This is a genomic window from Archangium violaceum (genome assembly GCF_016859125.1).
GTDB lineage: Bacteria > Myxococcota > Myxococcia > Myxococcales > Myxococcaceae > Archangium > Archangium violaceum_A.
On the sequence record NZ_CP069338.1, the window covers coordinates 6,813,035 to 6,839,882 of the forward strand.

General features: G+C 68.0%; 27 protein-coding genes and 1 pseudogene. 17 read left to right on the forward strand and 11 right to left on the reverse strand.

Features of this window, described 5'->3' with window-relative positions; translation table 11 throughout:
- Positions 1 to 90: 90 nt before the first annotated feature.
- The 7 genes and pseudogenes from JQX13_RS29265 to JQX13_RS29295 all read left to right on the forward strand — a co-directional run.
- Complete coding sequence (locus JQX13_RS29265) at positions 91 to 501, forward strand: trypsin-like serine protease (RefSeq protein ID WP_239013921.1); 411 nt, start codon at positions 91 to 93, stop codon at positions 499 to 501.
- A gap of 554 nt (positions 502 to 1,055) precedes the next feature.
- Positions 1,056 to 2,684: a serine/threonine-protein kinase gene (locus JQX13_RS29270; RefSeq protein WP_203402776.1), complete on the forward strand. Its 1,629-nt coding sequence runs from the start codon at positions 1,056 to 1,058 to the stop codon at positions 2,682 to 2,684.
- 42 nt (positions 2,685 to 2,726) lie between these two features.
- On the forward strand, positions 2,727 to 3,587 hold the full coding sequence (locus JQX13_RS29275; protein ID WP_203402777.1) for a hypothetical protein: 861 nt from the start codon (positions 2,727 to 2,729) through the stop codon (positions 3,585 to 3,587).
- A 255-nt stretch (positions 3,588 to 3,842) separates the two neighbouring features.
- Complete coding sequence (locus tag JQX13_RS29280; protein ID WP_203402778.1) at positions 3,843 to 4,094, forward strand: hypothetical protein; 252 nt, start codon at positions 3,843 to 3,845, stop codon at positions 4,092 to 4,094.
- A 157-nt stretch (positions 4,095 to 4,251) separates the two neighbouring features.
- Positions 4,252 to 5,286 carry a prenyltransferase gene (locus JQX13_RS29285; RefSeq protein ID WP_203402779.1) on the forward strand — a complete coding sequence of 345 codons (1,035 nt, stop codon included), beginning with the start codon at positions 4,252 to 4,254 and terminating at the stop codon, positions 5,284 to 5,286.
- A 165-nt stretch (positions 5,287 to 5,451) separates the two neighbouring features.
- Entirely contained in the window at positions 5,452 to 7,641 is a 2,190-nt protein-coding gene (locus JQX13_RS29290) for an ATP-binding protein (protein ID WP_203412257.1), read from the forward strand.
- A 49-nt stretch (positions 7,642 to 7,690) separates the two neighbouring features.
- A pseudogene (locus JQX13_RS29295) lies at positions 7,691 to 8,191 on the forward strand (M24 family metallopeptidase); the annotation flags it as partial.
- On the opposite strand, the gene JQX13_RS29300 reads toward JQX13_RS29295, so the two are convergent.
- The 5 genes from JQX13_RS29300 to pheA all read right to left on the reverse strand — a co-directional run bounded on the left by JQX13_RS29300 (position 8,091) and on the right by pheA (position 13,499).
- The gene (locus JQX13_RS29300; protein ID WP_203402780.1) at positions 8,091 to 9,902 is read right to left on the reverse strand and encodes an AAA family ATPase; all 1,812 of its coding nucleotides are present in this window, start codon (positions 9,900 to 9,902) and stop codon (positions 8,091 to 8,093) included. The pseudogene JQX13_RS29295 and the gene JQX13_RS29300 overlap by 101 nt on opposite strands.
- Before the next feature lie 189 nt (positions 9,903 to 10,091).
- Complete coding sequence (locus JQX13_RS29305) at positions 10,092 to 11,255, reverse strand: glycerophosphodiester phosphodiesterase (RefSeq protein WP_239013922.1); 1,164 nt, start codon at positions 11,253 to 11,255, stop codon at positions 10,092 to 10,094.
- A gap of 105 nt (positions 11,256 to 11,360) precedes the next feature.
- Positions 11,361 to 11,588: a hypothetical protein gene (locus JQX13_RS29310; protein ID WP_203402781.1), complete on the reverse strand. Its 228-nt coding sequence runs from the start codon at positions 11,586 to 11,588 to the stop codon at positions 11,361 to 11,363.
- A gap of 76 nt (positions 11,589 to 11,664) precedes the next feature.
- Positions 11,665 to 12,636 carry a pirin family protein gene (locus tag JQX13_RS29315; protein ID WP_203402782.1) on the reverse strand — a complete coding sequence of 324 codons (972 nt, stop codon included), beginning with the start codon at positions 12,634 to 12,636 and terminating at the stop codon, positions 11,665 to 11,667.
- On the reverse strand, positions 12,633 to 13,499 hold the full coding sequence (gene pheA / locus JQX13_RS29320; RefSeq protein WP_203402783.1) for a prephenate dehydratase: 867 nt from the start codon (positions 13,497 to 13,499) through the stop codon (positions 12,633 to 12,635). The genes JQX13_RS29315 and pheA overlap by 4 nt, the downstream gene beginning before the upstream one ends.
- Before the next feature lie 208 nt (positions 13,500 to 13,707).
- Here pheA and JQX13_RS29325 point away from each other — a divergent pair, with 208 nt between their 5' ends.
- The 6 genes from JQX13_RS29325 (at position 13,708) to JQX13_RS29350 (ending at position 18,342) form a co-directional block, all read left to right on the forward strand.
- The gene (locus JQX13_RS29325) at positions 13,708 to 14,295 is read left to right on the forward strand and encodes a TIGR02265 family protein (protein WP_203402784.1); all 588 of its coding nucleotides are present in this window, start codon (positions 13,708 to 13,710) and stop codon (positions 14,293 to 14,295) included.
- A gap of 88 nt (positions 14,296 to 14,383) precedes the next feature.
- The gene (locus JQX13_RS29330) at positions 14,384 to 15,013 is read left to right on the forward strand and encodes a DUF2267 domain-containing protein (protein WP_203402785.1); all 630 of its coding nucleotides are present in this window, start codon (positions 14,384 to 14,386) and stop codon (positions 15,011 to 15,013) included.
- Between the two features lie 134 nt (positions 15,014 to 15,147).
- Positions 15,148 to 15,384, forward strand: a complete 237-nt coding sequence (locus JQX13_RS29335; RefSeq protein ID WP_203402786.1) for a hypothetical protein — start codon at positions 15,148 to 15,150, stop codon at positions 15,382 to 15,384.
- A 35-nt stretch (positions 15,385 to 15,419) separates the two neighbouring features.
- Entirely contained in the window at positions 15,420 to 15,986 is a 567-nt protein-coding gene (locus JQX13_RS29340; RefSeq protein ID WP_203402787.1) for a hypothetical protein, read from the forward strand.
- An 87-nt stretch (positions 15,987 to 16,073) separates the two neighbouring features.
- Complete coding sequence (locus tag JQX13_RS29345) at positions 16,074 to 18,137, forward strand: carbon starvation CstA family protein (protein ID WP_203402788.1); 2,064 nt, start codon at positions 16,074 to 16,076, stop codon at positions 18,135 to 18,137.
- A gap of 1 nt (position 18,138) precedes the next feature.
- Entirely contained in the window at positions 18,139 to 18,342 is a 204-nt protein-coding gene (locus JQX13_RS29350; RefSeq protein WP_203402789.1) for a YbdD/YjiX family protein, read from the forward strand.
- A gap of 12 nt (positions 18,343 to 18,354) precedes the next feature.
- Here the strand turns inward: JQX13_RS29350 and JQX13_RS29355 are convergent, their stop codons facing one another.
- Positions 18,355 to 18,753 (reverse strand): nuclear transport factor 2 family protein, encoded by a 399-nt coding sequence (locus tag JQX13_RS29355; protein ID WP_203402790.1) that lies wholly within the window; start codon positions 18,751 to 18,753, stop codon positions 18,355 to 18,357.
- 67 nt (positions 18,754 to 18,820) lie between these two features.
- Between JQX13_RS29355 and JQX13_RS29360 the strand changes: the two genes are divergently transcribed.
- Entirely contained in the window at positions 18,821 to 19,315 is a 495-nt protein-coding gene (locus JQX13_RS29360; protein ID WP_239013923.1) for a MarR family winged helix-turn-helix transcriptional regulator, read from the forward strand.
- Positions 19,316 to 19,398: 83 nt separating this feature from the next.
- Positions 19,399 to 20,265 (forward strand): tetratricopeptide repeat protein, encoded by an 867-nt coding sequence (locus tag JQX13_RS29365; RefSeq protein ID WP_203402791.1) that lies wholly within the window; start codon positions 19,399 to 19,401, stop codon positions 20,263 to 20,265.
- Between the two features lie 13 nt (positions 20,266 to 20,278).
- On the opposite strand, the gene JQX13_RS29370 is transcribed toward JQX13_RS29365, so the two are convergent.
- The 5 genes from JQX13_RS29370 to JQX13_RS29390 form a co-directional block, all read right to left on the reverse strand.
- Positions 20,279 to 21,499: a BMP family lipoprotein gene (locus tag JQX13_RS29370; protein ID WP_203402792.1), complete on the reverse strand. Its 1,221-nt coding sequence runs from the start codon at positions 21,497 to 21,499 to the stop codon at positions 20,279 to 20,281.
- 60 nt (positions 21,500 to 21,559) lie between these two features.
- Complete coding sequence (locus JQX13_RS29375; RefSeq protein WP_203402793.1) at positions 21,560 to 22,678, reverse strand: isopenicillin N synthase family dioxygenase; 1,119 nt, start codon at positions 22,676 to 22,678, stop codon at positions 21,560 to 21,562.
- Between the two features lie 72 nt (positions 22,679 to 22,750).
- Positions 22,751 to 23,176, reverse strand: a complete 426-nt coding sequence (locus tag JQX13_RS29380) for a hypothetical protein (protein ID WP_203402794.1) — start codon at positions 23,174 to 23,176, stop codon at positions 22,751 to 22,753.
- 126 nt (positions 23,177 to 23,302) lie between these two features.
- On the reverse strand, positions 23,303 to 24,394 hold the full coding sequence (locus JQX13_RS29385; RefSeq protein ID WP_203402795.1) for a hypothetical protein: 1,092 nt from the start codon (positions 24,392 to 24,394) through the stop codon (positions 23,303 to 23,305).
- 16 nt (positions 24,395 to 24,410) lie between these two features.
- Entirely contained in the window at positions 24,411 to 25,373 is a 963-nt protein-coding gene (locus JQX13_RS29390; protein WP_239013924.1) for an AraC family transcriptional regulator, read from the reverse strand.
- 126 nt (positions 25,374 to 25,499) lie between these two features.
- On the opposite strand from JQX13_RS29390, the gene JQX13_RS29395 reads away from it, so the two are divergent.
- Entirely contained in the window at positions 25,500 to 25,949 is a 450-nt protein-coding gene (locus JQX13_RS29395; protein ID WP_203402797.1) for a nuclear transport factor 2 family protein, read from the forward strand.
- The gene (locus JQX13_RS29400; RefSeq protein ID WP_203402798.1) at positions 25,946 to 26,818 is read left to right on the forward strand and encodes an NAD(P)H-binding protein; all 873 of its coding nucleotides are present in this window, start codon (positions 25,946 to 25,948) and stop codon (positions 26,816 to 26,818) included. Before JQX13_RS29395 ends, JQX13_RS29400 begins: the two co-directional genes overlap by 4 nt.
- The last annotated feature ends 30 nt before the right edge of the window (positions 26,819 to 26,848 follow it).

Sequence of the window (26,848 nt, forward strand, 5' to 3'; positions counted from 1 at the left end):
ACCAAATCCACACGGAGTGCAGGTGTCCTGTTGCTTCGTTTTGATAATGCAGCGCGTATGAGGCATCAGCCCACGAGGTCGATGAGGAGGATGCATGAAGAAACATTTGTGTGTCGTGGTTCTCGGCTCCGCGGTCGTGATGGGTGTGGTGGCGCGCCCATCCACCGCAAGTGGGTGCTCATCGCGGGGCACTGTGTGGAGGGGGGTTCCCCTTCCTCCATACGTGTCGTCCTGGGCGATCACCGGGTCTCGGTCACGGCTGCGACGGAGCAGGTTCGCACCGTGAGCCGCTTCGTCCTGCACCCCAACTTCCGCTATATCGGCGGCGCGCCGGTGGACGACGTGGCCCTCATCGCGCTGTCCTCGTCCGTGAGCATCCCCTCGAGCTACCAGTTCCCCGACGCGATCGTTTCCGGGTGGGGCTGGACGGGCGCCTATGGCTCCTCGTCCGATGCGCTCCGGCAGACGAAGCTGAAGATCCAGGACAACTCCCGCAGGTGACACGCGGGAGTTCCTGTCATTCAACCCCCGGTGGGTGGTCCCTCTCGGACTCCTCGGGCTATGGTCCGCCCGGGATCGTCCACGGGGAATCGGAGTGACAACGAACACGCGAGTGTGGCGCTGGAGGCCCTTGCTGGCCTTGACCGTGGGGGCGTTGTCGTCCCTGCACTGCATCGACCTTCCCGACAAGTCCTTTTCCTGCTCGACGGCCGCGGATTGCTCGGGGCTGAGTGGCCCCGGAGGCGAGCCGTACGTCTGCGGGAGTGAAGGCTTTTGCGTTGTATCCGGGCAATCCGATGCTGGAGACACTCGGGATGGGGGCTCCAACACGGGGGCGGACGCGGGCCTGGATGGCGGATGCCCGCCGACACGCCCCAGGTGTTGAGGGAAGCAGGCCGCCAGGCAGGCAGGAGAGCCTATGTCTCCGCCGCCACGGAGTGGGTTCTCTGGTAAGGTCCCGGCCTGTTTCGATGGCCTCGCCCCCTTCCCCAGAGTGTCCCACCTGTGGACTGCTCGTTCCCCAGGGTACCGAGAAGTGCCCTCACGACGGCACGGTGCTCGGTGACGACGCCTCCAGGCGCCCGCAGTTGAGGCCCCAGCCGGGCCCGGTGGGCGCTCCGCCCGGGGGCGTGGTGGAGAGCCAGGCTCCCACACGTCCATCTCTCAACAACATCGTGGCCCTCCAGGCGGCCTCGGCGTCCCGGGGGACGCCCCCCACCGATCCGCTCATCGGGATGCAACTGGGCGAGTACGTCATCCAGGAGCAGATCGGCATCGGTGGCATGGGCATCGTCTACCGGGGCGAGCAGCCGCTGATTGGCAAGCAGGTGGCCATCAAGGTCCTGCGGCCCGAGGTGGACGATCAGTCCCTGTACGTGGAGCGGCTGCTGGCGGAGGCCCGTGCGGTCAACGCCATCCGCCACCGGGGCATCATCGACATCTTCAGCTTCGACCAGATGCCAGATGGCCGGCAGTACTTCGTCATGGAGTACCTGGAGGGAAGCCCGCTCGACACCTGGCTCAGCCGCAAGGGGGCCCTGTCCGTGCAGGAGGCCCTCCGGCTCGCGGACGAGTTGCTGGACGCGCTCTCCGCCGCGCATCGCGCGGGCGTCATCCATCGCGACCTCAAGCCCAGCAACATCTTCCTGGTGCGGCAGCCCGGCGGCGGCTCCTACGTGAAGGTGCTGGACTTCGGTCTGGCCAAACAGATGTCGAGCGGCCAGCCGCTCCCGCAGCAGACGCTGAACGGGCTCATCATCGGGACGCCGGAGTACATGGCGCCCGAGCAGGTGCGTGGAGATCCGGTGAGCGCCCGGACGGACCTCTACGCGTTCGGAATCATTCTCTTCCAGCTGCTGACCGGGAAGCTGCCCTTCACGGCCCGGGTCCCCGCGGAGTACCTGGTCCACCACCTGGAGCACACGCCGCCCTCGCCGCTCGAGCTGCGGCCGGAGCTGCCCCCCGCGCTCGCACAGCTCGTGCTGAAGCTGCTGGAGAAGTCACCCGAGGCACGCCCCACCGCGGACGAGGTGCGTGCCGGGCTCCAGGAGGTCGCGGATTCGCTCCCCCTCCCGCCCGGGCCGCGCGCCTCGCGGGAGATGCGGAGCCTCGCGATGCTCGTCGCGGAACCGGCCCCCGCCCCCACCCCCCCGCGGGAAGCGCCGCCCGTGAGCATCGGCCCGCCCGGTACGTTGCCGCGGTCCCACGCCCTCGTGGCGATGGGCGTGGCCGCCGGGTCGCTCCTGCTCGCCTCGGGCGTGGCGGTGTTCTGGCTGCGGAAGCCCGCCCCAGAGCCGGTGGCGGTGCCCGCTCCCATCTCCGCTCCCGTGGCCGAGACTCCGGTGAAGCCTCCCCTGGCCGAGCCGGTCGCCGAGCCCGAGCCCACGCTCGAACGGGCCGCCAACCCCGGCCCCGCGCCCGCGCCGGAGGTCATTCGGGGCGTGGCGCCCCGCGCGAGCGAGCCGCCCAGGGTGAACACCGAGCGCAAGCCGCTCCTGCTCGTGCGCATCGAGCGCCTGGAGCGGAAGCTGCGCGCGAGCTCGCTGTCCTCGGACGAGAAGGAGAGCGCGCGCCGCCTGTTGAGGAAGGCTCGCGTCCGGGCGGAGCGCGCGTCGACCGCCGACGAGCGCAAGGAAGTGAATCTCAACCTCGACATCTGGGAGCGCCAGTACCTGGGTAATTGACGTCCTCGCCCCAGGGCGCGGCGTGTGCCAGCATGCGTCCTCATGTTCTCCCTGGTGTTGGCGTTGCTCGTCGCGCAGACCCCCGCTCCGGCGGAAAGGACCGACGCGAAGGGGCTGGTGGTGATGATGTCCCGTAGCGAGGGGCTCACGCCCATCGAGTCCGCCGCCGTGGCGGATCGGCTCTCGAGGGCCCTGTGGGAAGCGAGGTTGCCGGTGGCCATGGAGCCGGGCGACGCGCGCTCCCGACTCGGTGAGCGGCGCACCCCGGAGTCCTGTCAGGGCAAGCCCGAGTGCTTCGTGAAGCTGGGCCGCGACCTCGGGGTGGCGGCGGTGGTGACCATCGACTCGAGCAAGGTCTTCGACGACCTGCCCATGCGCATCACCGTGATTGAAACGCGCGAGGGCCAGGTCCTCTTCAAGCGCAGCTACACCGCGTCCGCCCTTCGGCCCACGGAGCTGGACTCGGCCTTCCAGCGCGCCAGCCAGGAGCTCGCGAAGACCTTCTCGGAGAGCGAGGACACCTCCGTCGCGGAGGCGCTCGGGCCGTTGGATGCCCCCCGGGCGCCGAACCTGTTTCCCTCGGCCTACCCGTCTTCCGACATGACCGCGTTCACCCGGCCCACGCCGCTGCCCGTGTCCGTCGCCCGGATAGGGGCCGGGGCCTCCGCCGTGACGGCCGTCACCTTCCTGGTGCTGGGCCTGGCCCAGGCCTCGCGGCTCCAGGAGGAGCGGGCCCCGGGCGTCTCCGCCTGGACCCACGCGGAGGCGATGAAGCTCCGGAGCAGTGCCAATACCCGGTTCGCGCTCTCGGGCATCTTCGCCGGGGTCTCGGGCGCTCTGCTCGTCACGAGCTTCGTGCTGCCGTGGGAGCCATCACTCCCTGACTCCAGTTCAAATCCTTGAAAAGGGTTGATCCCCTGGTTCCTTTGTTTATCAAAGGATGTCTGGGATATAGAGAACACGCCAACCAGCAGCATTCGAGCAATTCCCAGCAGGAGTGGGATCGCTTCCTGATGCAGCCGTCACCCGAGGCGGGCGGCCAGGCGCCCGTCTGGAGAGCCGGGAGGGGACCAGCGGCGGTCGCGAGCGGCTGGGACCTGGGGGCAGAAGGCTCGCCTCGGGGCCTGTGAGGATCCACTGTTCTCCCAGGAGGATCCCATGGCCAAGTGCGAGGTTTGCGGCAACGAGTACTACCTGGCCTTCCAGGTCATCACCGCAGGCGTCACCCACACCTTCGACAGCTTCGAGTGCGCCATCCACAAGCTGGCCCCCATCTGCGATCACTGCGGTTGCAAGGTGCTGGGCCACGGCATCGAGGCCAACGGTACCTTCTACTGTTGTGCGCATTGTGCCCACGCCGCGGGAGCCCGCTCCATCGTGGACAACGCGGAGCACGCCCCCGCCCAGTAGGCCAGGTCCCGTGTCACAGAACGGGCCCGCCGTGTGGCTTTCGGGGCTACAGGTGGGGGCCAGACTGATATCGAGAATCGAGTTCTATTTCTCGATTCCTGGAAAATCCGGTATTCACTCCCAGTTCATGACGCGCCGTGGCATCATCGGGCGCACCATGAACACGCATTCCCCCTTCAAGCACCTGCTGGCACTCGGCCGCGTCAAGTTCCTGCTGTACAGCCCCATCCTCTACACGGTGGGAGCCATCATCCCCACCGTGTCGGGAGGCACCATCAATGCCTCTCACTTCATTCACGGTGTGCTCTTCACGTGGATCACCCACCTGATGACGCACTACTGCAATGAGTATTACGACCTGGAGCCGGACCGGGCCAACGTTACTCCCTCTCCATGGACCGGCGGCAGCCGGGTCCTCGTGAAGGGGCTCATGGAGCCGAAGCACTCCCTGCGCATCGCGTATGTGCTGGCCGGGGTGTCCTTCGTGCTCGCCCTGCTCATGCCGACCCTCAGTGCCCGCCTCCTGTGCCTGGGTGCCATCTTCTTCTCCTGGCAGTACAGTGCACCGCCGCTCAAGCTGGAGGCCCTGGGCCTGGGCGAGTTCACCGTCACCCTGGTGCTCAACACCCTCGTTCCGCTGCTCGGCTATTGCCTCCAGAGCGGTGGACTGCAACCCCATCCACTGCTGCTGGTGCTCATCCCGCTCGGCATCATCGAATACATCCGGATGATGGTCATGAACATGGCGGACTGGGAGAGCGACGCGACGACCTGGAAGAAGACCCTGGTGGTGCGGATCGGAATCGAGCGCGCCGTGAAGATCCACGGCGTCGGAATGGTCGTGGCGTACCTCTCGTTGATTCCACTCTACCTGGTGGGCGTACCGGGTGTCGTCCTCCTCTCCGTGGCCACCACGGCGTTCATGGGGTTGCGCTACGCCTGGCAGCTTCAGCGGGGGGCCTGGAAGAAGAAGGAGACGATGTGGATCATCCCCTACGTGGCCTCCACCCATAATGGGTTGGGGGGCTCCGCCGCGCTGATCGGGATGATCCTTCTCAAGCCGGGCTTTTCGTTCTTCGCCCTCGAGCTCTTCCCACTGTACCTCTATCTGGGAGGCTTCATCCTGCTGAGCACGCTGGCCCGCCGTAAGCGGAAGCAAGCCAGCGCCACGCCCCTCGACATGGCGACGTGAGGGTCTTCCTGCCTCCCTTCCCGCCAATCCGGCAGACAATCCCTCGCAGGAGCACATGAGGGAATACCCACGGCATGGTTCGTGTCTCAGCCCGACACAGCGCGTCTTTCCATGCCTCCATCTTCCAGCCCTCGAGCCCCGCTGGCCCGATCGACGCTCCTCAAGATGGGGGCACGCATCGGGCTTGTCATCGCCCTCTCCACGCTCTTCAGCTACCTCCACATGCTCTACACCCTGCGTGCGGAGGTCCTCGAGCAGTTGCTGCATCATGTCTCGGAGCGGAGCCAGCGGGAGCAGTCCATCTTCTTGTTGGCGGAGGACAACCACGCCTTCCTCAAGAAGGCCCTGGAGGAGAGGATTCGAGCGCTCGCGCGGGAAGACGTCAGCGCCCGCTTCGACAGCCTGTTCGTGCGGCTGCCCGATGGAACGGTTCGAAACAAGCCGGAGCTCCTCGATGGGACGAGGATGGTGCAAGGCTTCATTCCCCCGCACGTGGTCCTCGATGCCGGGTTCCGCACCCGGTTCATGGCCGCGTACGACGTGCTCACCTGGTACGGGCCCGTCCTCCATCTCCGATTCAGGACGACCTACATCAACCTGCCGGAGGGGGCGATCCTGGGCTTCTGGCCGTGGGCTCCCACCTGGACCCAGCAGCTCAAACCGAGCTTCTCCATCCTCGACTACGAGGATTTCCCTCTCACCCTGCCCGAGAACAACCCACGAAGGCAGACCGCCTGGACCGGCATCTACCTGGAGGCCGTCTCCGGGATCTGGATGGCCTCGGTGTCGACGCCGTTGGACCTGGATGGCCGCCATGTCGCATCGATCGGCCACGATGTCCTGCTCGACGAGTTGATGACCCGCACCATCAACGACCACCTGCCCGGTGCCTACAACGTCCTCTTCCGCGAGGATGGCCAGCTCATCGCTCATCCCGAGCTGGAACTGGAGGGCTTCACCACCTCCTACAACATCCTGAGCGCCGCCGCGCAGCCCGACCTCGCTGTCAGTCGCCTCGGTTCCCTGGAGAGCGCGGCCCACCTGCGCGGCATCTTCGAGCGGGTGAAGAACCGTGAGCCCTCGCAGGGCATGCTGGAGCTCCCGGAGTACGGCGAGTACGTCGCCGTGACGCAACTGCGAGGCCCCGGTTGGTACTTCGCCACCGTGTTGCCCGAGAGCATGGTGTCCCAGCCCGCCCTTCTCGCGGCGCGCTTCGTCCTGCTGCTCGGCATCCTGTCGTTGCTGCTGGAGCTGATCATCATGAACCAGGTGCTCCAACAGCAGATCTCCCGCCCCTTGAAGGCGCTGACCCAGGCCACCGACAAGGTGGCGGCCGGCGACTTCAAGGTGGCGTTGGACACCGCACGCCGCGACGAGCTGGGACAACTGGCCAGCGCCTTCCAGCTCATGGCCGACGAGGTCCAGCGGCGCGAGGAGGCCCTGCGCCAGGCCAACGAAGGGTTGGAGCAGCGGGTGGAGGAGCGCACCCGCGAGCTCAAGGCGCTCCACGCGCAGCTGCTGCAGACGGCCCGGCGAGCGGGCATGGCGGAGATCGCCACCAACGTGCTGCACAACGTGGGCAACGTGCTCAACAGCGTCTACACCTCGGCCCAGATCGCCAAGGAGCGGATGAGCGGGATGAGGCTCGAGCACGTGGGCCGGGTGGCCCACATGCTCCAGGAGCGCGAGACCGACCTCACCGCCTTCCTCACCCAGGACGAGCGCGGGCGCCATCTCATGCCCTTCCTGGACAAGCTGGGGCAGAACCTGCTGGAGGATCGCGAGGAGCTCGTCTCACTGCTGAATGACGTGGGCCGCTATACTGAGCACATCGGTGACATCGTCAAGGTACAGCAGAACTACGCCCGGACACCCCGGCTACACGAGCAGGTCTCCCTGTCGGAGCTGGTGGAGGATGCCATCCGCATCAACTCGGCCGGGCTCGCCCGTCACCAGGTGAAGGTGCAGCGCCACATCGCCTCCCTTCCCCCGGTGATGACGGACAAACACAAGACGATGATGATCCTCGTCAACCTGGTCAGCAATGCCAAGTATGCCATGGACTCGGTGGCACCGAGCGAACGGCTCCTGACGGTGACGATGGAGCAAGCCTCCTCGGACCGCGTCCGCATCGACATCCATGACAACGGCATGGGCATCGCGCCGGAGATGCTCACCCGCATCTTCCAGTATGGCTTCACCACGCGCGAGGAGGGGCACGGCTTCGGCTTGCATTCCAGTGCCCTGGCGGCCCAGGAGCTGGGCGGCTCCTTGACCGTCCACAGCGATGGGCCCGGGTGTGGCGCCACGTTCACCCTGGAGCTCCCCTACCACCCGGTCCAGACGGAGGTATGAGCAGCGGCTCCTGCCGAGCCGCCCCGACACTCCGCACGGTGTGCACCGCATCGGCGAGGTGTCCGAGGAGGCCCGGCACGTGGTGGACGTGGCGCGCCGGTGCCAGGAGGCGGGGATGGCCGTCGTCCGCCACGGCGCGAAGCTGGGAGACATTGGCGCGGCCATCGAGGAACTGGCGCGGGCGGAGGGGTGCGGCGTGGTGCGGGAGTTCGGGGGACATGGCATTGGCCGCCAGATGCACCTGCCGCCCCATGTGCCCCACGTGGGAAAGCGGGGGACGGGCATCACGCTGCGCTCGGGGATGGTGCTCACCATCGAGCCCATGGTGACGCTCGGGCGCCCGGACGTGCGGGTGTTGCCGGACGGGTGGACGGTGGTGACGGTGGACGGGAGCCTCTCCGCCCAGTTCGAGCACACCCTGCTGGTGACGCGCGAGGGGTTCGAGGTGCTCACGCCTGGGTGTTTCGCCGGGCCAGCCGTGCGGAGAGCAACTCCCGGATGGATGGAGACAGATCGGCCAGGAGGGCCTCCCCCACCAGGTCATGGCTGAACCACGCGCCCCGGACGAGCGCGGCCTCCTCCAACTCCCGCCAGGCCGTCACCAATCGCTCCTCGGAAGTCTCCAACACCGCCGCCGCCTGCCCCAGGGGGAGGTCCACCCCGGCCACCGCGAGCACCTGCGCCAGCCGGAGCGCTTCGGGGGACAAGCGGGCCAGTCGCTTCTGGATGATGGAGCGGGCCCTCCCCGGCGGAGGCAGTCCCGCGGGGAAATCCCCTTCGAGCGTGTTGGACTCGACGAGGTGTCTGGCCGTCTCCACGACGAAGAGCGGATTGCCCCCGGTGTAGCGGGCGATGTCTTCCGCCATCCGCTCCAGAGCGGGGACCTCCATGCTTCGCAGCAGGGTGCGCACCGCCTGCGGTGCGAGTGAATCGAGTTGGATCCACTCTCCCAGGCCGGCATCCGCCACCTGACGGAGCCGCTCGCCCCTCCAGATGGTCTCGTCGGTGCGTTGGCTGAGGGTGATCAGCGGGAAACGCCCGGTGGACATCTCGTCTTGGAGCTGCGCGAGGATGTAGAGGCTCAGCTCGCTGCTGTCTCTGTCCATGTACTGGGCATCATCGAAGGCGATGGTGTCGAACCCGCGCAGCGTCAGGCGCGCCAGTTGGACGACGGCGGCGAAGACGCGGGCCCTTTCCTCCGGACTGAGTGGGAGGGGCAGGGCTTCCCCGCTCAGCTCCGGGAGCAGCCGCGACAGCTCGCGCCGTACCCAATCCTCCAGCACCAGACCCGGGTTGCGCCGCAACACCTCGCGCACGCCTCGCACGTACGTGGCATAGGGCACGTCGAAGTCCCCTGGCCGGGCCGTCAGCAGCAGCCAGCTCCCCCGGGAGCGGGCGAAGTCCATGAGCAGCCGGGACTTGCCCACGCCTGCTGGCCCTATCACGAACATCGGTCGGCGCGCGGCCCAGGCCTCTTCCATCCGGACCCACTCGCGCTCGCGCCCCGCGAGCAGGGGAGGGTGCACCACGGCGAGCGGTAGCGCCCGCCTCGCGAGAGGGCTGTGGGGAGGCGGGATGGGCTCCTTCTGGATGTCGTGGACGAGCTGGCGTGTCTCGGCCGAGGGCCGGGTCCCCAGCTCCCGCTCCAGGACTTGTTCACACTGGTACCAGACCTGCAACGCGGCACGCCGGTTCCCGAGCTGGTGATGGAGGCGCATGAGGTGCTGGAACGCCTTCTCGGAGGTGGGCTCCAGCAGGATCATCCGTTGCGCCGCCTCCAGGGCAGCGGGCAGCCGCCCCTCGCCTTCCTCGAGCAGGACCCGCGCCTCCAGGGACTTCTGTTGCAGGCTCATCACCCGCATGCGGGTGGCGCGCAGCCAGCCCTCCAGCGCTTCGCACCCGTCGTAGCTCAGCTGCGCGAGCAGCTCGCCACCCGGGCTGTCCATCCATGTGGGCTCGCCACGTACGAGCTCCCTCACGTCCACCAGCAGGTCCTCGCGGAGCCGCACGGTGTCTCGGCCCTCCACGGCGGACTCTCCCAGCAGCTCGCGCAGGCGTCTCAGCAATTGAGACAGATTGTTGCGCGCGGTGGCCTCGCGGGACTCCGGCCAGAACAGGCCCGCCAGTTTCCCTCGCGCCGTCTCGCCTTCCAATGCGACATAGGCGAGCAGGGCCGCCGTCTTCCGCTCCAACGGCCGTGAGCCATTGCGCCCGCTGTTGAGCCGAGCACTGCCCAGAAGCTCGATGCGCCAATCGTCCAAGTAATAACGAGTAGCAACCACTCCTGGCCGAGTCCAGCGTTCCTTCCAATCACTTACAGCCTTCCAGCACCCGCGGCTGCGAGGGTGTGGGGCCATACTTCCAAAAACAGGCTCGCCCGGGAGAATCGAACCCGGGCGAGCTTCTTCTCTTTTCGAGAAAGAGAGCCTCGAGGCCTTTCAGCCTTCAGCTCAAGGCTTGTAGGTATCCACGGCCTGACGGCCCACGGCGGGGTCGTCGGTGAAGAACCCATCGATGCCGGCCGCGAGGTACGCGTGGATCTCCTTGATCGCTCCGGACTCGCTGCGCGTGCTGGCCTCTCCCGTTGCCTTGAGCGGGGCGGGCAGGAAGTTGTTCTCCGGGCGGAAGGTGTACGGGAACACCACCAGCTTCGCCGCGTGGGCGTTGCGCACCAGAGCGCTCGGCTGCTGGAAGTTGCCCGCGTCGTCCACGTTGATGATGCTCAGCTTGTAGGGCCCGACGCCGTTGGCATAGGTGGCGATCTCCTTCATGCCCGCCTCGGTCATCAGGTCGCTGTAGGTGCGCGGGTCGCCCGCCTTGACGAAGTCATAGGGCTTCGCGGTCCCTTCATCCATCAACTGCACCAGCTTCCAGTTCGGCTGCGAGGTTCCGATCTTCGCGTGCATCTCCTTCAGGTTCGCCACCTCGAAGGACTGGATGTAGACCGTGGCGGTGCTCGCGGTGAACTCGTCCTTCTTCAGCTCGGCGATCAGCCGGTCCTCCATCGCGAGGCCAATCTCCTGGAAGTAGGTGGGGTGCTTGGTCTCCGGGTACAGGTGGATGGTGCGCCCGGTCTCGGCCGACAGCTCCTTGGCCAGGGCGATCACCTCGGCGAGCGTGGGGACCTCGAACTGATCGTTGTACTGCGTATTGGCCGGGCGGAACTGCGGAATCCGCTCACGCGCGCGCAGCCTCTTGAGCTCCTCCAGCGTGAAGTCCTCGGTGAACCAGCCGGTGAGCTGCACGCCGTCAATCGTCTTCGTGGTCTTGCGGCCCGCGAACTCCTCCACCGACGCCACGTTCGTGGTGCCGGAGATCTCGTTCTCATGACGGGCCACGAGATGACCGTCCTTCGTGGACACGAGATCCGGCTCGATGATGTCCGCACCGTCCTCGACCGCCTTGCGGTAGGCCTCCAGCGTGTGCTCCGGCCGCAGCGCGCTGGCGCCACGATGACCGACCACGAGCGCCCTGGTGGCGGCGGGCGGGGGATTGCCGCCACCATCGTCCGGGCAGCCGGTCAGTGCGAGGGCGCACGCCGCCGCGAACGGCAGCACGGCGGACAGACGAAGCGAGGAGCGAAGCGGATGGCGACGCGGGGTGGATGGGTGCAAGTGTGTCTCCTGGGGTTGTGGAGTGCGTACGTCCTGGAAGGCCGGGCGGACGTAGCACCAGCAGGTGACAGAACAGTGAATAAAGCGGGAATACGTCGTCAAGCTCTACGGCTCGGGGAATATGAGCAGGCCGCGAGAGAGGTCGATGGCGTAGAGGTAACCGTCACCGGGCCGGCGGATTCCAATGGCGCCGTCGAAGAAGCTGAGCCCCCGGTACGGATCCGTTTCCCTCCAGGTGTTGTAGTACGCCACTTCCCTTGAGTGCTCGGGCTGGGACACGTCCAGCACCCGCACGCCGTCCTGGTAGTGCGCCAGGTAGAGCCGGTCGGACATATCGACGGTAGGATTTCGCGCCCGACCCTCCTCGTGAAGGTGTGCCGCGTCAAGATCTAGTCCGAGGACCCCTGGCTCACGCCTTGTCCAGCACGCCGTTGCGATAGTCCTGGATGGCCCGATGGATTTCCGCCTCGGTGTTCATCACGAACGGGCCATGCTGGACGATGGGCTCCCCGATCGGCTTCGCCGCGGCGACGAGCACCGCGCTCCGCTGGTTCGTCGCGCGAAGGCGGAGCCGCTTGCCGGAGCCGAGGAGGGCAAGGTTCCCCGCGCGCACCGTCTTCCTCTTCGCCTCCGGACCGAAGTCGACCTCTCCCGTGTAGACGAACGCGAAGGCGGTGTGCGCGTCCGGTAGCTCGAGCTCGAAGGGCTGGTCATCCTCCAGCGTCAGGGTCAGGAGCGTGGGTTGCGTCGGGCGCTCGCGCACGGGACCCGCGAGATCGTTCGGCCTGCCAGCGATGACCCGCATCCTGCTCCCCGCCGATGAGAGCTTCGCCTCGGCGAGCTGCTCCGGCCCGAGGTCCTGGTAGTACGCGGGGCACATCTTTTCCTTCGCGGGCAGGTTGATCCACAGCTGGAAGCCAGACATCAGCCCCGCTTCCTGCTCCGGCATCTCGGAGTGGATGATGCCGCGTCCCGCCGTCATCCACTGCGAGCCGCCACCCCGGATGAGCCCCGAGTTCCCCCGGCTGTCACGATGCCGCATGTAGCCGTCGAGCATCACCGTCACCGTCTCGAAGCCGCGGTGGGGATGGGAGGGGAAGCCGGCGATGTACGCGTTCGGATCGTCCGAGTGGAAGCGATCGAGCATCAGGAACGGATCGAGGTTGCGCAGCGTGGGCTGACCGATGACGCGCGTCAGCCGCACACCCGCGCCGTCCGTCGTCGGAATGCCAGGCAGCGTCCGCACCACGTTCCGGTCGGACGTGGGGATGTACGCGGGAGCCTGCGAGGCGGGCTCGGTTCCGGAGCGGCATCCCGCCGCCACGGCCACCGTCGCCAGCATCGAGTCGATGAGGAACCGCCGACGCGTCGTCGTTCTCATGGGGGGGATGATAGTCGAGCCGGCGCTTCCGGTGTGGACGGGCGGTAGCGTGGGTAGGAGCCAAAAACCTTGAAGAAGGAGGTCTGCCCCTGCAGCCGCTGGAGGGCGGCGGCCACGTGCGGCTCCAGGCGATGACCCTCGATGTCGGCCAGGAAGATGTAGTCGCCCAGCATCTCCTTGGCCGGACGGGACTCGAGCCGGGTCAGGTTGATGCGGGCCTGGGCGAGTACCTGCAGGGCGTCGAGCAGGGAGCCCGCCCGGTTCTCGGGCATGGCGAAGCACAGTGAGGTGCGGTCCTGGCCGGTGGGCGCCGCGTCCTCGGAGCCGAGCAGGATGAACCGTGTCTGGTTGTTGGGATGGTCCTGGATGTCGTGGGCGAGGGTGGTAGCGGACTGGAGCTCGATGGCGCGGCGGGTCGTGATGGCGGCGGCGGGGCGTGAGTCGCTCAGCGCATCCGTGAGGGCGGCGGAGTTGCTGAGGGCCGCGACGGTGGCGGCGCCGGGCAGGCAGCGTTCGACGAAACGGCGGCTCTGGCCGAGCGCCTGGGGGTGGGCATGGAGCACCTGCACCTGGTGGAGCTGCAGCCCCGGGCGTGTCGCGAGCATGTGGCGCACGGGCAGGACGAGCTCACTGCTGATCCGAAGGGAGGTCTCCCGGATGAGCAGATCGAGCGTGGTGGTGACGGAGCCCTCCAGCGAGTTCTCGAGCGGGAGGACACCGAAAGTCGCGGCGCCGGTCTCCACGGCCGTGACGACGGCCGGGATGCTGGCGAGCGGGAGGAGCTGATCCTCGGGGCCGCCCCAGGAGAGCGCGGCTTCCTCGCTGAATGTGCCGGGGGGACCGAGATAGGCAATCGTCTTCATGGGTGGGTGCAATCCCTTCTCCGCCAGAGGGCAAGGTAACGCATCGCCCGGACACTTCGTACGAACATCTCGTACGGTCCGTTCGGGTGTCTCTCCCCCGGCCCGTCGGATGAGACCCGGGTGTGGCCCTGTTCCATGTCATGGGGTCTCATGGGAGAGGACGGCAGGATGGGCGGGTAGGGACACGAGGACGAGCCGGGGCAACGCAATGCAGATGGATTGGGTGCGGGCGATGGAGCACCTGATGGAGTTGGCGACTTCCCAGGACACCGCGCGCGGGATGTTCCTCAACCGGACCCTGGAGACGGTCCGCTCGCTCGGGGACGAGGCGGCCCTGAGGAGCTGTCAGGCGGTGCTCGGCCAGCAACGGCTCCTGGACTTCGTGAACTACCCCGTCACCCTGCTCATCCAGCTGACCCTCACCGCGGTGCGGGAGCTGAGTGCCCGGCATGGAGGCGCGGAGCAGGTGCTGCGCCTCCTGGGGCAGAGGGCCGCGGTGGGCCTCATGTCCTCCACGGTGGGCACCGCGATGCACACGCGGACGGGCAGCGACGACGAGCACATCTCCTCCAGCATCCAGGCCATCTACAAGGTGACGTCCAATTACGGCGAGCGCTCGGTGGATTGGCTGGGTCCCAAGCGCGGCATCCTCATCATGCGGCGCAGCTTCCTGCCGATGCCGTACCACGAGGGCGCCATGCTGGAGGTCCTCACGCGGCTGGGCGCTCAGCTTCCGCGGGTCGAGGGCCGGGTGCTGGGGCCGCTCGACAGCGAATACGACTTCTCCTGGTCGTGAGACCCGTACCGGGGCCTGCCCGCCCGGTGGACGCCCTCATGCCGGGCACACATCTTCCTCTTCGAGAAGACTTGCGAGGAGGATGACGATGACCCGTGAAGAGCTCCTGTCCCGCGTCGCCGAGCGCGGCGGGTTGCCCGGTGTGGAAGCAGCGGAGCGCGTGGTTCGCGCGGTGCTCGAGGTCCTGGGCGAGCGGTTGAGCTGGCCCGTCATCCAGGCGTTGGTGGATGACCTTCCCGCCTCGTTGGCCGCCAGCTTGCGCGATGTGAGTCCCCATCAGGTCTTCAACCTCGCGGAGCTCCATGCGCGCGTCGCGGAGCGGACTCAGGTCCGGCTCGGGCTCGCCGTGGAGCACACCGGCGTCGTCTGCCAGGTTCTCGCGGAGACCCTGTCCCCCGGCGTGTTGCACCGGCTCCGGGAGGCCCTGCCCGAGCCGATGAGCGCCCTCCTCATGCCGCGCGAGCCCGACGAGCCCTTCGAGCATGTCCACCTCGACCCGAGCCGTCGCACGCTCGCCGAGGGCCGGCCGGGAAGTCACCACCCCTTGTCCGAGGCCCGGCCCGAGCGGGCGCATACGCACTCCGTGCTGCGCGCGGACAACCCACACGAGGACACGAAGCTCTCCAGTTCCAGGGGGCTCACCCAGGAGAGGGAGCAGGACACGCTCGCGGCCGGGCGTCAGGGCTCGAGTCGCTCATTGAGTGAGGGAGAGGACTGAGCGGACAATCTGTCGCGGAGTACGGGCGAGCCCCGGACATCCCGGCAGTCCCGTGGGGTGCTCGCCTTCCGTGAGCCCTCGCGCTGACACGGCATGCCGGTTGCTGAAGCGGCCCGTGGCAGGAGGGGAAACACGTGGGAATCGAAACCTTCATCCGACTCGCCCGTGAGCAGGGCGCGAGTGACATCCACCTCGAGGGTGAGATGCCCATGGCGCTCCGGGTGAGAGGCGCGCTGCGGCTCGTCGGCGAGGCGATACCGGCCTCGACGCTCACCTCGATGGCGCGCGACATCATCGGCGACTCCGACTGGCCCGGGTTCATCGAGCGCTGTTCGTATGATGTCTCGCGCACGGTGGAAGGCCTGCGCTGAACGCCGCGGAGACGGGGCACCTCGTCTTCGCGACCGTGCACTCCTCGAGCACCGCCGAGGCGCTCCAGCGCCTGGTGTCCGCCTTTCCCCCGGAGGTCCAGGGCGCGGTGTGGGCCCAACTCGCGGACTGCCTCGTCGGGGTGGTGTGCCAGCGGTTGCGCTATCGCCCGGACCTTGGCATCCGCGTGCCGGAATGCGAGGTGCTCATGGGGAGCACCCCGGTGAGGAGCCTCGTGCGCCAGGGGTTCTTCTTCAAGCTCCCCTCCGCCATCGAGACGGGCGCCGCCGATGGCTCCTGGACGTTCACCCGCTACGCGGAGTGGTTGAACCGGAAGACGGACTGGCACCTGCCTTCCCCCGCCGAGGAGGCCCCGGCCGAGCTTCCTCCCGCGCCCGTTCCCTCACTCCGAGTCAACCCGCCCGCGGGACCCGAGCCCCTTCCCCGGCCGCCTCCGCCCAGGCCGAAGCGCGTCGCGCGGGACGACGCTCCGCCCGGGCCCGCGCCCGCCGAGGACGGCGTCTTCGTCATCCAGGAAGAGCAGGACGAGCTCCTGGACATCATCCGCCAGCTCGAGCGCGGCGGTTCCGGCTCCTCGGAGTAGACGCAAGGCCAACACGGGGGCTCTCCAGCATTGACCCGGCCCGGTCCCGGGGCGAACGTTGCCACCGTCAGCCGAGTGGAGGGGTACATGGGTCGTGTTGTCAGCAAGCTGGGGTGGGCACTGCTCGCCATCGTGGGGGCGTTCTGTCTGGGGACGGTGGCCCTGCACAGAGGAGAGACGATCAACGCCACCTGGTTGGTGGTGGCCTCCGTCGCCGTCTACATGCTCGGGTACCGCTTCTACGGCCGGTTCATCGCCGAGAGGGCCTTGCGGTTGGACCCGACCCGCGCCTCGCCGGCGCAGCGCCGCAATGACGGTCTGGACTACGTGCCCACCGACAAGTGGGTGCTGTTCGGCCACCACTTCGCCGCCATCGCGGGCGCCGGTCCGCTGGTGGGTCCGGTGCTCGCGGCGCAGATGGGTTACCTGCCGGGCACGATGTGGATCCTCTTCGGCGTGGTGCTGGGTGGCGCGGTGCAGGACTTCATGATCCTGTTCCTGTCCGTCCGCCGCGACGGCAAGTCGCTGGGCGACATGGTTCGCATGGAGATGGGTCCGGCCGCCGGTGTGGTGGCGATGATCGGCGTGTTGATGATCATGATGATCATCCTCGCGGTGCTGGCCCTGGTGGTGGTCAAGGCGCTGACCGGCAGCCCCTGGGGCACCTTCACGGTCGCCATGACCATTCCCATCGCGCTGCTGATGGGCCTCTACCTCCGCTACATCCGTCCTGGCCGCGTGCTCGAGGTGTCCGTCATCGGCTTCGTGCTGCTGATGCTGTCGATCTGGATGGGAGGCAGGGTCGCCGACATGCCGTCCCTGGCGCCGCTGTTCACCTATGACAGCAAGGCGCTGGCCTGGATGCTGATCGCCTACGGCTTCTGCGCCTCGGTGCTGCCCGTGTGGCTGCTGCTGGCGCCGCGCGACTACCTGTCGACGTTCCTGAAGATCGGCACCATCGTGGTGCTGGCGGTGGGCATCGTCCTGGCCGCGCCGGAGTTGAAGATGCCGGCGGTGACCCGGTTCGTGGATGGCACCGGCCCGGTGTTCTCCGGCAACCTGTTCCCGTTCCTGTTCATCACCATCGCGTGCGGAGCGGTGTCGGGCTGGCACTCGCTCATCTCCTCGGGCACCACACCGAAGATGCTGGCCAACGAGCGCGAGGCGCTCATGGTGGGCTATGGCGCGATGTTGATGGAGTCCTTCGTCGCCATCATGGCGCTGATCGCCGCCACGGTGCTGGAGCCGGGCGTGTACTTCGCCATGAACTCCCCGCCCGGATTGATTGGCACCACCGCGGAGCAGGCGGCCCGGACGATCAGCGAGTGGGGTTTCGTGATCACCCCCGAGGTGCTCACCCAGACGGCCCGGGAGATTGGCGAGACGTCCATCCTGTCGCGAGCGGGTGGCGCGCCGACCCTGGCGGTGGGCATGGCGCAGATCCTCCACGGACTGGTGGGCGGCGAGGGGATGATGGCCTTCTGGTACCACTACGCCATCCTGTTCGAGGCGCTGTTCATCCTCACCACGGTGGACGCGGGCACGCGCGTGGGCCGCTTCATGATCCAGGAGCTGGCCGGCCTGGTGTACGCACCGCTGAGGAAGACCGAGTCCTGGAGCGCCAACATGATCGCCACGGCCCTCTGTGTGGCGGGCTGGGGCTACTTCCTCTACCAGGGCGTGGTGGATCCGCTGGGCGGCATCAACACGCTGTGGCCGCTGTTCGGCATCGCCAACCAGATGCTGGCCGCCATCGCGCTGACGCTGTCCTGCGTGGTGCTCGTGAAGATGAAGCGCGAGCGCTACCTGTGGATCCCCGCGATTCCGACGGTGTGGCTGGTGATCTGCACGTTGACCGCCGGCTGGCAGAAGGTGTTCGGCGGAGACATCCGGGTCAGCTTCGTCGCCCACGCGCGCGCGTTCTCGGCGGCGGCCGAGCAGGGCAGGGTGCTGGCGCCAGCGACGTCCCTGGAGGACATGCAGCGGGTCATCACCAACGACTACGTGGACGCCACCCTCACCGTCCTGTTCATGCTGCTGGTGGTGGCGACCATCGCGTTTGGCCTCCGGGCCGCGCTGGCCGCCCGCCGCTCGACCGCCCCCTCCGCCCAGGAGACGCCCCACGTCCCCGTGGCGACCGTGAGCCAGTGACATGCGCGACGGGAGCGACAGGCTGAAGCGGTTCTGGAGCCGGGCGGTGCAGACCGCCCGGTTGCTCATCGGCGTGCCTGACTACGACACCTACGTCGAGCACATGCGCCTGCACCATCCGGAGCGGGCCGTGATGAGCTACGAGGAGTTCTTCAACGAGCGCATGCAGGCCCGCTACCGGGGAAGCGGCGGGCGCTGCTGCTGAACGCCTGGCTTCCTAGTACGGCTCGAAGCAGTCGTAGTTGTGCTGCGAGAAGATGCGGCCGTCGCGGAAGGTGAGGAACACTCCGAACGAGGCGCGCATCGTGCCTCCTACGGGGAGTGTTCCCACCGCCACCGCGAGCGTGCCGCTCCAGTCGATCTCGAGCGCCACCTGGTCGCCCTCGGACACCGCGTTCCGGATGTCGTAGCGCTGGGCGGACATCACCTTCTGGCCTCGCTCCGCGCCTTCGAGCAGGGCCTTCAGGTCCCTCGTCGCCCCGGAGGGGACGAGCCGGTTGGGGTATTCCCGCTGCGTCACCTCCGGGTGGAAGAAGGCGCTCAGCGCTTCTCCGGTCGCCCCCTCTTCGATGGCTCGGAGGTAACGGCGCGCGAACTCGAGATTCGTCGTGGACATGGTTGGCTCCCATCTGATTCACAACCGAGGTTGCACAACCTGGGTTGTGGATGCAAGATCCCCTTGTATGCCGCGCCGGAAGGAAGCCGCCCCCGTGGAGCCCGGGTCCCTGGACCTGGGCCACCTCGCCCTCTTCGTGGGGATGAGGGTGAACGACGTCGTGCTCGAGGAGATTCATGCGGCGGGCTTCACGGGCCTGCGCTACGCGCACGGGTTCGTGTTCCAGCACCTGCTGGGTGGCTCCCGGTCGATCAGCGAGCTGGCGGCGCTGCTCGAGGTGACGCAGCAGGCCGCGTCGAAGACGGTCGCCGAGCTGGAGAAGCTGGGCTACGTCGAGGAGACGCGGTCCGATGACGCGCGCGTGCGGCGGGTGCGGCTCTCCGCGCGAGGACAGGCCGCCGTCGACAAGAGCCGCGCGGTGAGGGCCGGGCTCGAGGAGCGTCTCCGGCGGAGCCAGGGGCGCCGCGCGGTGGAGGAGGCGCGCAAGCTCCTGGCGAACGTGCTCGACTCCCTGGGGGGCACGGAGGCCGTGCGGGCCCGGAAGGTCCGGTTGCCGCGCTGAGGAGCCTGGCCTCTTCGCGAGCGTGGCGATCCTGGGTATATCCACCTCCCGCGATGGGCCCTCGTGCCCGGGAGGTCTTCCACATGTTCCGTTCGCTCGCCCTGTCCATCGTCCTGTCGGGGACGTTGGGTGTCGCACATGAAGCGCCGAAGCAGACGGCACCGACGAAGGAGGCCGAGAAGGCGGAGGCGTTCTTCGGCCATGAGGAGCTGGTCCGCCAGTTCAAGCTCCACGAGAAGGGCTGCAAGAAGGGCGACTCGATGGAGTGCTTCAACCTGGGCCTGTCCTATGCGCAGGGCGTGGGCGTGGCCAGGGATGAAGCTCGCGCGGCCACCTTCTTCAAGAAGGCGTGCGACAAGGGTTACCTGGATGCCTGCAACAACCTCGGCATCGCCTACGCGGAAGGCGTGGGGGTGAAGAAGGATCCGAAGCAGGCCGTCACCCTGTTCGAGAAGAGCTGCAAGGCGGATGATGCGAAGGGTTGCTTCAACACCGGCCGGGCCTACGCATCGGGGCTCGGGGTGGAGAAGGATCCGGCGCGGGCCGCCACCGCCTTCGAGAAGGCCTGCGGCCGGGGTCACGCCGATGGCTGCTTCAGCCTCGGCATCGCCTACGCGAACGGCAATGGGGTGAACAAGGATCCGGCACGCGCCGCGACGCTCCTCTCACAGGCCTGCGACGCGGGGAACATGCCCGCCTGCAACAGCGCTGGCGTGTCCTATATGGCGGGCAACGGCGTGACGCGGGACATGAAGCGGGCCGTCACTCTCTTCGAGAAGGCCTGCGACGCGGGCGTGGCCGGTGGCTGTCTCAACCTCGGCATCGCCCACAAGCAGGGGAACGGGGTGGCGAAGAACCCCGAGCGTTCCCGGGAGCTCATCCAGAAGGCGTGCGGGCTCGGGCTCGCTCCCGCCTGTCAGGCGCTCGGGACCGCTCCGAAGGCTCCTTGAGCAGGGTAGGGGCTCAAGGGGTGCCGGAGGCTTCGCCCGCCGCCCGGAGCTGATCCGGGTGGGTGGGCACCTTGATGTCGCCGGAGATGATCTTCGCCTTCAGCTCCTCCAGCTTGCGCAGCGCTTCGTCCTTGCCGGGGAAGTCCAGCCGCACCGGGGCGTAGGTGATGCCGCCCTCGCTCAGGCCCAGTGACAGGTTGCCTCCCTGGAAGCGGCCCTGGACCTGATCGCGAATGGCCTCGTACACCACCAGGTCCACGCGCTTCACCACGGCGGACAGCACCGCCTTGGGCGCCAGATGGGAGGGATCCGAGTCCACGCCGATGACGTAGACGGGCTTGCCCCCGTCGCGCGCCTCCTTCACCGCCTGGATGGCACCCAGACCGTCCACGCCGGCGGCGGCGAAGAGGACATCCGCGTCCTTCACCAGCAGATCCTGTCCCACCTGCTTGCCGAGGGCGAAGTTGGTGAAGCCGCCGGTGTAGTTGGCCACCACGGTGGCCTTGGGGTTGGTGGCGGCCACGCCCGCGCGGAAGCCGGCCTCGTAGCGCTTCACGAGCGGAATCTCCATGCCGCCCACGAAGCCCACCTTGCCCGTCTTCGTCACGAGCCCGGCCAGCGCGCCCACCAGGTAGCAGCCCTCCTCCTCGCGGAAGACGACGGTGCGCACATTGGGCAGCGTGTACGGCTCGTTCTGTCCGGACAGCAGGGGGCTGTCGACCAGGAGGTAATGCATGTCCGGGTTGCGCTTCGCCGCCGTCTCCACCGCGTTCTCCAGCATGAAGCCCACGGCGAGCGAGAGGGACACGTCCTGATCCGCCAGCAACTGGAGGTTGGGCTCGTAGTCCTCGGCCACCCGGCTCTGCAGGACGACGGGGGTGATGCCGAGCGGCGTCACCTGGAGGTTCCTCCGCGCCATGTCCTGCCCGAGCGACTCCTGGAGCGAGGCCTGGCGCTCACGGGCGGAGACGTCCTTGTACCCGCCCTCCTCGTACTTCACGCCCGAGGCCCACACCTCCAGCCCGCGCAGGGCCGAGTCATTGAAGGACTGGTCCCCGCGTCCCCCGAGTCCCAGGACGAGCCCGATCTTCGTCTCCTGGGTGTCGGGCGGAGCGTCGGCGGTCCTCGCCTGGGCCGCGGGCTTCGCGGGAGTGGCGGAGGGCTCTTCCTTGTGGCTCTTGCAGGCGGACAGCAGGGACAGGGCGAGGAGCAGGGAGCGGGGGCTCGGGCGCATACCCCTTGTCCTAGCACGGCCCTACCGGTTTGGTAACGCGCCAGGCCGGACGTGACCGGCCTATCCCTGGGCCCCGGAGCCCCCCGCGCGCATGCGGTTGAGCCGGTCGTAGTGGCGGTAACCGAGCTGGTCGAGCGCGCTCGGGGGGGCCAGGCCGATGTCCACCAGGGTCTTGATGTCGTAGGTGCCCGCGAGCACCGGCGGCGCGTAGTTCTGGATGGCCTCGGGCGTGCGGAACCTCGAGAGCGGGAAGAGCACCGTGCTCGTGTGCACGTGCATGAAGTGGGCGGCCGACTGACGCTGCCAGCCGGGGACGCCGGGGGCGGTGATGACGTGCGGGGTCGCGAGGAACGTGCCTCCCGTGAGGATCTCCAGCTGCTGGCCCACCTGCGCGACGATGCACCCGGCAGGCGCGGTCCCGCGCACCAGGCGCCCCTTCGGCTCCTCGGGTGTCGCGCGCGTGCGGAGGTAGAGCCCGCTCTTGTCATCGGGCCCCTGGGCTGGCTGTCCCTTCGGATCCAGGAACCGGCCACCGGGCAGCAACGTGAGCAGGTTGAAGTCCGTGTGCTCCTCGCCCCAGAGGATGCCCGTGTTCACCTGTGAGGCGCCGAGGGGCAGGTATTGCAGCGCGCGCGTGACGTGGGGGGCCCGCTGGCACACGTCCGTGAACGTGGCCTCCGGCAGTCCGAGCGCCACCGCGGCGCCTCGCAGGAGCGCGAGTCCCGCCTCATGGAGCGATCGGCCGAGCGAGAGGAGCCCCTCCTGGAAGTATGGCGGGGCATCGGGGGGCCATACGTTCTCGGGGTAGAGCTTCGGGAACTCGAGCGCCGAGCTCTCGTCGGTCGGGTAGGGCGCGGCGAAGTAGCACTCCTTGAAGTCCGGCTGGCCGTTGCTCGCGACGGCGACCTCGGTGTTCGGAGGCGTCCAGCCACGCTGGTACCAGATGTCCGCTCGGCTGTAGGGCTTCTTGGCCTCCGCCGGACGGGCGACGAACTCGCCGAATGCGTCGTAGAAGCGGGCGAGCGCCTGGGCGTCGACACCGTGATTCTTCACGTACACGAGGCCGAAGACACCAAAGGCCTCTCGGAGGGCGGCTGCCGCGCGCTCGACGCGGGCCGGGTCGTTCGACGAGAGGTCGGTGAGGTCGACGGTGGGGATGTTCATCGGGGTCTCTGCCATGGCGACCCCAGGTGTATCGTGCCTCGCCCCTCCGAGGAATACGCTCTCAGTGGAGAACCTCCCCTGTTGGGTTCATCGGAGGTAGTCGTATCCGCCGAGCGGCTGCTGGAGGTAATAGCCGCCCAGGGGCGTCTGGTGGAGGTAGTAGCCGCCGAGCGGCGTCTGCTCGAAGTAGTAGCCGCGAGAGGGCAGCTGCTGGAGGTAGTAGCCGCCGAGCGGCGTCTGCTCGAAGTAATAGCCGCGAGGAGGATCCGTCAGGATGTCGTAGTGGCGGGTGAGTGGCTGCTGGAGTTGATAGCTGCCAAGGGGTGGCTGCTGAAGCTGGTAGCTGCCAATGAGTGGCTGCTGGAGTTGGTAGCTGCCAATGAGTGGCTGCTGGAGTTGGTAGCTGCCAATGAGTGGCTGCTGGAGGTCATGGTTGCTCTGCTGGGCGCTGGCCGTCCCCGCCGCGCCCCAGGCCACCGCCATGATCGCGGCTGTCAGGATGCTCTTTCGCATGTTCGCCTCTGTCTCTTGGATTGATCTATCCATGGGGAGGGCCTCCGAGAAGCGGTCGGCCCCCCTCCTGACCCGGGCACTCCCTGGGGAATACGCTGGTGGAGGCTCCTCTCTCGAGCAGGTTGCTCACCTGGGCCAGAACGTCACCGCCCGTGCGTTCTCCGAGCTCCAGACGAGCTTCCTGCCCCGGTACATGCGCGCGTGTCCGCCGGAATCGGCGAGCGAGACGAGCAGGAAGGGTCCCCGGGACTGGATGCTGACCAGGTCGTTCGCGCGGTAGGGGAGGTTGGGGAGTGCCACCGCCTTTCCCTTCTCCACCCGCCGGAGCAGACCGGTCGCCAGAAGCTCATCGCCGAAGGGCGTGCCCCAGATCGCCAACGTGTGGCCGCCGCGCTCGAACCTGGCCCACTCGCCGTCGGGTTGCTCCGGAGTGAGCTCGTACAACCTGTCGAGCAACGCGTCGTCTTCGATTTCCTCGGGAGTGAAGCGCGGATCCAACGAGCGGCTCGAGCGTTCACCGAGTTCCTTGCGGAGCTCGAGGACGCCGGTGCCGGAGCGCTCGTTGGTCGCCTTCACGTCCAGCCGCGTCCACGTCCCACCCTGCCAGGCGAAGGCATGGGCCAGCAGCGGGCGTCCCCTGCCGCCGAGAGCGAGCCGGATCGTGGTCCCATCGACCTCCACCGCACCCGCCCGCGCCTGGTCGGGCGTGGGCATCTGGATGCTGAGCCCGAGCAACCGGCCACCGGCATCGAAGCCGAACTCGATGAGCTCGCCCGAGGGGGGCAGCGGGAGCTCCTCGGCATTGCCCGTGGCCACGTCCACGAGGAACAGGCGGTCGCGGAACGCGGGGGAGGGGAACTTCTCGGGGAACGTGGGCCTGCCCACCACGGGGGCGCTGACACCGCCGCGCCAGAACCGTGCGACGCCGCGTCTGCCATCCCGGCTCAACGCGGTCGCCGCGCCCTGACAGTCCACCGCGAGCTTCGCGATGACCCGGCGCGCGGAGGAGAGGGCGTCGAGCTGGGCCCACTCACAACCCTCCCCGGCGGGCTCGAGCAACGACAGGGTGGCCTCGGTCACGCGAGGGACCGGGACCGGGACCGGGACCGGTGCCGCGACCGCTGCCGGGGTCGGGGTGGGGCGTTCCTCCTGAGCGTGAGCCGGGGTCATGGGCACGAGCAGGAGCGAGGCGAGCAGGGGAGCGCGGAAGGTCTTCACGATGGCCACCATTGTTTCACAAACTGGCGGTCCGCTCGTTGTCGCCAGAAGGGTCGCTTGGGCCGCCGCGGTCCTCGCCCTGGGCCCTCCTGTACGCACCGGGTCCAACGCCATGCCATCGTTTGAAGGCCTTGTGGAAGGCGACCTCGCTGGCATAGCCCACGCGCTCCGCGATCTGGGGGATGCTGTCGTTCGACTCGCGCAACCACTGCGCTGCCTTCGCCATCCGCCATCCGGCGAGGTACTGCAGCGGGGGCTCTCCCACGAGCGCGTGGAAGCGCGCGGCGAACCCCGAGCGTGACAGCCCCACCGCGGCCGCGAGGCGCTCCACCGTCCAGGGCTCGGCCAGCCTCCCATGGATCAGCCCGAGCGCGGCTCCGATGGCGGGATCCGCCAGGGCCTGCAACCCCGCTCCCTCGAGGCCCGCGGTGCCCGCTCGCATGCGGAGCACCTGGACGAGCAGGATATCGGCGAGCCGCCCGAGGACGATGGAGCTGCCCTGGCTCGGGGCCGAGCTCTCCGCGGCGATGAGCTGCACGGTCGCGGCCAGCGAGGGCACGGCTCGCGATTCGTGCGCGGGGATGTGGATGGCGGGGGGAAACGCGCTGAGCAGGGGGCTGTGCGCGCCCACGCTGAAATGGAAGCAGCCGACGACGAGCGTACTGCCCGGGCCGCCGCCGCCCAGCCGGTGCTGCGTCAGCACGGGCCCGCGCAACTGCTCCGTGGGGATGAAGTCCCTCGGAGCGAGGGTGCGCCGGGAGCCATCATCGACCACGTGCTCCGCGCCATGGGGCACCAGCACCACGTCCCCCGCCGACAGGAGCAGGGGCGTCTCCAGTCCGTCGACCCTGAGCCTCATGTTGCCTCGCGGCAACACGTAGAAGGACGAGGTCTCCTTCTTCGGGACGCGCATCGCCCAGGGCGCGGCCAGCTCGACACAGCCGAAGAGGAGGGTGGAGAACCGCATCGTCTCGAGCACGTCCGAGACGACATCGACGTGACCCGCCCTCGGGTCTGGACGCTCGACTAATTCATTTGGACGAACTGGCATTGAGAGTCCATAGCGCCAGGCGCACTCTACGTCCATCTCAATCAGGAGCCACTCATGGCAAACCAGACATCCCCTCGTGATGCAGCCAGTTTGATGGACGCTCATCTGTCGCTCATCGGTACGGACATCGAGCGCTGGTTCGAGCTCTTCGCCGAGGACGCGGTCGTCGAGTTCCCCTATGCGAAGGGGCTCGGCCTGCCCGAGCGCCTGGAGGGCAAGGAGGCGATCCGCCATTACTTCAAGGACACGCCGAAGCACTTCGTGGGGCTCACCTTCACGAAGGTCCAGCGCCACGTCACGACGGACCCGGACGTCGCACTCGCGGAGGCCCACGGCACGGCGACCATCGCCGCCACGGGCAGCGGGTACGAGCAGGACTACGTCATGCAGGTGAAGACGCGGAACGGACGGATCGTGCTCTACCGGGAGTACTGGAACCCCGTCCCGGGACTCAAGGCCTTCGGGGGAGACGAGAACCTGCGCAAGGCGGTGAATGCGTCATGAATACTTCGCGAAAGACAGACTCCCTCCGCGTCCTCGTCACGGGGGCGACAGGAAACACGGGCCGGCACATCGCCTCGCGTCTGGCGGAGCTCGGCTTCACCGTCCGTAGCGCGGCGAGAGAAAGCCGCCCCGCGGACAGCACCGCCGAGCACGTGCGCTTCGATTGGGCCGATACGTCCAGCCACGAAGCCGTGCTGGCCGGTGTGGACCGGATGTATCTGATCGCCCCGCCGGCGGTCGATGACCCCTCAGTCCTCATGCTGCCGTTCATCGATCGCGCGGTGGAGCTTGGAGTCCGGCGGGTCGTCCTGTTGAGCTCCTCGGCCATCCCTGAAGGGAGCCCGGGGCTGGGGACGGTGCACCGGGCCCTCCGCGAGCGGGTGCCGGAGTGGGCCGTGCTCCAGCCGTCCTGGTTCATGCAGAACTTCGTGAATGAGCGGCACCACCAGGGGGCCAGCCTCAAGCGCGAGGGACTGCTCGTGACGGCGACGGGCGACGGTCGCGTCGGGTTCGTCGATGCCCGGGACATCGCGGAGGTGGGCGTCCGGGCGCTCGCCGATGAGAAGTCCCATGACACCGCGCATGTCATCACCGGCCCCCAGGCGTTGAGCTACGACGACATCGCCGCCGTGCTCTCCGAGGTGGCGCGCCGCCCGATGCGGCACGTGAAGGTGGGGTCGGATGAGATCGTCAGGCACATGGCGGACTCGGGGATTCCGGAACGCTACGCCGTGCTCCTCGCCCAACTCGAGGAGTCCATACGCCAGGGCTCCGAAGCCCGCGTGACGCAGACCGTCCTGCGGGTGACCGGCCGCGAACCACGCCCCTTCGAGGCGTTCGCGCGGGCGCACTCCTCGTTCTGGAAGTAGGCGCGCTGTGGGCTCACGACGCTTCCCGTG